General features: G+C 61.0%; 8 protein-coding genes. 4 read left to right on the top strand and 4 right to left on the bottom strand.

Annotated features, from left to right (window positions below):
• Positions 1-223: 223 nt before the first annotated feature.
• The 3 genes from ACLP9N_RS26140 to ACLP9N_RS26130 all read right to left on the bottom strand — a co-directional run bounded on the left by ACLP9N_RS26140 (position 224) and on the right by ACLP9N_RS26130 (position 2,112).
• Entirely contained in the window at positions 224-739 is a 516-nt protein-coding gene (locus ACLP9N_RS26140; RefSeq protein ID WP_442410105.1) for a hypothetical protein, read from the bottom strand.
• Complete coding sequence (locus tag ACLP9N_RS26135; RefSeq protein WP_442410104.1) at positions 739-1,131, bottom strand: hypothetical protein; 393 nt, start codon at positions 1,129-1,131, stop codon at positions 739-741. The genes ACLP9N_RS26140 and ACLP9N_RS26135 overlap by 1 nt, the downstream gene beginning before the upstream one ends.
• A 795-nt stretch (positions 1,132-1,926) precedes the next feature.
• Positions 1,927-2,112, bottom strand: coding sequence for a hypothetical protein (locus tag ACLP9N_RS26130; RefSeq protein ID WP_442410103.1), 186 nt, complete (start codon positions 2,110-2,112; stop codon positions 1,927-1,929).
• Between the two features lie 511 nt (positions 2,113-2,623).
• On the opposite strand from ACLP9N_RS26130, the gene ACLP9N_RS26125 reads away from it, so the two are divergent.
• The 4 genes from ACLP9N_RS26125 to ACLP9N_RS26110 are packed head-to-tail and all read left to right on the top strand — an operon-like array spanning position 2,624 to position 3,669.
• On the top strand, positions 2,624-3,013 hold the full coding sequence (locus ACLP9N_RS26125; protein WP_442410102.1) for a hypothetical protein: 390 nt from the start codon (positions 2,624-2,626) through the stop codon (positions 3,011-3,013).
• The gene (locus ACLP9N_RS26120; protein WP_442410101.1) at positions 3,010-3,165 is read left to right on the top strand and encodes a hypothetical protein; all 156 of its coding nucleotides are present in this window, start codon (positions 3,010-3,012) and stop codon (positions 3,163-3,165) included. The genes ACLP9N_RS26125 and ACLP9N_RS26120 overlap by 4 nt, the downstream gene beginning before the upstream one ends.
• A complete protein-coding gene (locus ACLP9N_RS26115; protein WP_442410100.1) occupies positions 3,162-3,524 on the top strand; it encodes a DUF732 domain-containing protein in 363 nt (120 codons plus the stop codon). Before ACLP9N_RS26120 ends, ACLP9N_RS26115 begins: the two co-directional genes overlap by 4 nt.
• Positions 3,505-3,669, top strand: coding sequence for a hypothetical protein (locus ACLP9N_RS26110; RefSeq protein ID WP_442410099.1), 165 nt, complete (start codon positions 3,505-3,507; stop codon positions 3,667-3,669). Before ACLP9N_RS26115 ends, ACLP9N_RS26110 begins: the two co-directional genes overlap by 20 nt.
• 50 nt (positions 3,670-3,719) lie before the next feature.
• Here ACLP9N_RS26110 and ACLP9N_RS26105 read toward each other — a convergent pair.
• Positions 3,720-4,302: hypothetical protein (locus ACLP9N_RS26105; protein ID WP_442410098.1), on the bottom strand; the 583-nt coding region annotated here is incomplete at its 5' end.

Here is a 4,302-nt window from a genome sequence, read left to right as displayed (position 1 = left end):
CAGGAATCAAGCGGGGGACCGCCACCTCAACTTCCACGAGACCCGGGACAACCTCCGAGCCCCGTGACCGCGAACTGCGAGCAACCAGACACATCATGATGGTGCCCGACGGGCAGGCCGAAGCGCCGAAGCCGACAAGCTCACCGATCTGCTGGCCTCCCCTCGGAAAAACCCACCTCGACTTCAAAGCAACCGGCCCAGCCACGCGACCTTTTGCGGTGGCTTAACGGACAGGCGCCAGCACGTCTTGGGCAAACTTGACGAATCCTCCGACGGCTATCACAACGAGGACTATTAGCAACAGCCAGAACGGAACGCCAGGTTTCACTATGCCGCCGACGAAGCCTGCAACCGCTTGGGCGATCACCCCCACGAGAGTGGTCACAGCCACCACGAGAGCTAGCCGGGCACCTGGGGTATACCTGACGCGCTCGCGGAAGCTCGCGCCCCTGAATCGAACGGCTAGGCCCGCGCCCCCTCCTCCAAGGTCCCCGAAACATTTGCTTGTCACGGCAATATCCAGGAATGGCGTGTTTGTCGGCGCAGGATTGTGCGCAATTACCTCTCGAACCTGCGTGTGCAGTATGCGGAACTTCCCGGTTTGGTCAGCCCGCCCCAACAGGATGATTTTCGGCGGCGCGGTCTTCCAGTCCGTATGGAACACCGCCAGTCCCTCGGTCGTCGCAATGTCGTCGTCGTCGTACACGACGCCTGTGTCCCAACTGGGCTTGGCGCCCATCAGGCGATAGCTCCAACAGATTGGGCATACAACTCAGACAACACCAGCATGCCGGTGTCGCAACGCCCAACGATGTCCAGCCGCCGGAAGGGCGATGCACCGATTTCGAGATTCCACTCGTAGGCGTTCAAGCCGAACGCATCGGCGAGCAACAGGATATCGACTGCACCAGTGCCATAGCGCTCCCCAAGCCAAACGGTTTCATCAAGCGTGGGGTGGATCGAGCCCATCCAAGTTGCAAGCTCATTCTCGAACCAAAGCCGGATACGATTAAGAATCTCCGCCACGCCCGCATCGGTTAACGGGCCAAGACCGCCACGTTCTTCCTCAAAAACCTGCCGAAGCTCGGCGCTTTCCCTCAACTGGCGCGCTACCTGATCGCGAACAGGCACTCGGACCTCATCTCCCGCCCGATCAAGAAATTCCGCCCTCACCGACTCTTCATCCCGAAGCAGTCTGAATAGCCGACGCACGGATAGTCTCAGCGAATCTGCGTCGATTGAGCGTCTCCAAGGTTCGGACGCCAGCGCTACTGCTGGAAGCTGTATCTCGAAATCAAGCGTGCTGCTAAATCCGGTGGTCTGTTGGCCGCCTGCGGTTGGTTGCGCCTGCGAGGCTCCAGTGGATCCGCCCCCTGCGCCAGGTCCCGGCGGGCCTCCGGTGGGTCCGCCGCCGGAGCTAGTCGTCAATATTCCGGCGATGCAGCCAGAACAAATGAAGCGCGGCTGTCCCCGGGGTTTTCCGCCGTGGTTCGCACACCCAAGGCTGTTGCAACGCTTGCAGACACCGATTGCTTCGGCGTCATGTGCGACACCGATCGTGCACTCGAAGCAGCTAGCCATGGCTCTCCTTTGAAGCACTCGGCCAAACTATGAATCAGACTCGTTACTTAGGACACGGGTTGGTCAGAACGCGACGTCAGTTACGAGAATTTACGCCGCTTTGGGGACGCATCCCTTGACGTGACGTGCAAGCGGCGGTGCGGCGGCGTGTCGGCAGTGATGAGGTGGGCCATCGCGTGAGTCTCTGTGGTGAAACCGCCAAGAATCATTACCGAGAGGAAAACCGCGATGGCCCTGGATCAGGGGACTTTGACCTGGCGGCACCCTCCAACAGTTCAGCTAGCCCGGGGCGCTCGGTACTGCGCCCCAAGCATCCGAACTCAGCACGAAATCCAACCTTTTCCACTACAGGTCACCGGGTCCGGCCGAGTCGAGCACGCTCAGCACGTGCGATGCGGTCCGTCCGTCGGGCACTCCGACGAGGGTCTCGGCCACCTTGCGCAACTCGTCGGCCACCTCGCACCGTCGCGCCTGGTCTAGGACGACCAGCTCGTCGAGCAGCGTCGCAGGAGCCTTGTCGGTGCGGGCCATGACTCTGTCTTTGATGTCGATGCGGTCTGACTGCTCGGCAATTCTGCTTGCGCTATTTAACGGCTGAACGGAGTCGGAGAACACCACCGCCCGACTGGACGGCCACTGGCCTATGTGACGGCGGGTCAGGTGCGGACCCCTTGCTTGCCACATCGGGGCACTTGGGCTCCCCGGGGAAGGTCCAAGTCCCCTGTCGGTCAATCGCGAGCCAGCGCAAGGTGGGGGCACCGGTTACAACTAGCACCTGCCCCCCGTCCAGGCACCATCGCGATGAGTTCGGGGTTCACTGCCCATGAAGCGGCGGTGATCGTCGTCGTGGCGGTGGCCATGTACGAGCCCAGCCTGATGCCTGTCTTGCAGAGGGCGCGGCTGACGACTACGGAACCGGAGCTGGTGGGGTCAGCTAGCCGGTATCACGGCCTACGCCGGATCCCGGTTGGACTGACCCCATTCACCAATTCACCGGCGCTCCCCCAAGGGGGCGCCGGTTCTATTCTCCCGAAGGAGTGAAATGACCTACCCCGACTACCGCCCGCAGTCTTACTGGCCGCAGGCACCGGCGCCGGGATACGTTCCGCCGCCACGCAAGTCGACCGACGCCTTCTGGTTGCTGGGTAGCTTGTCTGTGATCCTGGCGTCCTTTGTCTTCATGCTGCTCGTCGTGTCGGCGCTGATGCCAACACCTCGGGACACCAAGTTCGATTACTCCCTGTCTTACCAGTACGGCACCAGCCAGGTCGGCCCTTACGCCGCTGCGGTGTACTGGGGATCGACCCTAGATGCCTGCCAGAACAGCATCTCCGTCAACAAGCCCAATGTTCGTCCGGCGTGGTGGGACGAGCCTGCGGTGCTGTCGGGGTGCGTGGACTACGTGCACGAGCACGGTGGTGCATACCGATGACCACGATCTACTTCGCGACCAATCACGCCACGGCGATACCGCTGATGCAGGACGCCTACCGGGGTGAGCTGGACGTGCCGCACGGCCGCAACAAGACCGCTTCCGGTGTGGCGAACGCCACCTGGCAGAAAACCACTGAGGAGACACCATGAACCGCATTTACAGGATATGGGTGGCGGCGTTGTTAGCCGTGCTCACCGGACTGTTATTGGCAGGAGTTAGTTCGGCAAGCCCGAACCCTCAGTACTGCGCGAAGTACCCCAGCGCTGGAATCTGTTCAGGAGGCCCGTTGACATACTGTGGCGCGCATACTGACGCGCTGGATTGCTGGGGGGTCGCGCGGGGCACCTGCGTCATGCTCCTCGGGGGCGACACCAGCGGATATGTCGTCCGTGACATCGCCCAGCATTCCGGGATCACCCTTAAAGCGGCTGACCAGGTGATGGACGCCGCAATGGACTCGCAATGCCCGGGGCTCATCATCGACCTGAATGGCGTGGCGAGCTTCTAAGAAGGAGAAGGATGAAGAACTTCCAGCCGGACATGAACCCATCGACACGCCCAACCAGGGCAACGCGCTTCCCGACGACGTCCTGTGGTGCATGGACAACGCCGCACGGATGGCCAACGCGATGCTGGACAAGGTGAAGCTCTAAGAGCACTCGCCCTAGCCAGAGACATCCGGGAACCGAAGAACCTCAGTCGTCTAGCGGTCTAACTCGTCCAAGTCGTCATCGAAGGGATCATCGCCTGGGTCAAAAACGTCGACCTCGTCGTCCTCCAGCGGCTCCGAGGCCTCGTCCTCACCCTTCATCTTGCGCACGATCTCCGGCCACATTGACTCGGGCACGGTCGTTTTGACAGCATCGACAATGCGACCTATCTGCACCAACATTTCCGCCATGCTGGTTCCACTGGCACGAGATTCGATCAGTGCTTGGAGCCGACCGGCAGCGATCATGCCGGTGTTCACATCGACCTTAGTTTCTGAATGAGTAAGCGTCTCATAGCCCTTAGTCATCACGGTTTCGTAGAAGGCCATAGGCGTGATGGCTGTGGCGACTCCATTGACAAAGTCGATGCCGTTCTCCTTGGCACGCTGTTCTAGGACCGCGCGGTATGTCGCCTTGGCCACATTTTGAACCGGGAAGTGCCGTTGGGTGTGGTTGCGGATCGAGTCAATGGTGACCCGTTCCCGCGTTTCGAGCTTGGCGTTGTCCGCCTCAAGAGCACGCAAAACCGTCTGGTACGTGACGCCAGAAGCCAAGAGATCATTGACCTTTTGGCGA

Origin of the sequence: Mycobacterium sp. (genome assembly GCF_052144515.1) — a bacterium.
GTDB lineage: Bacteria > Actinomycetota > Actinomycetes > Mycobacteriales > Mycobacteriaceae > Mycobacterium.
This window is presented reverse-complemented; position numbering and strand designations above follow the sequence as displayed.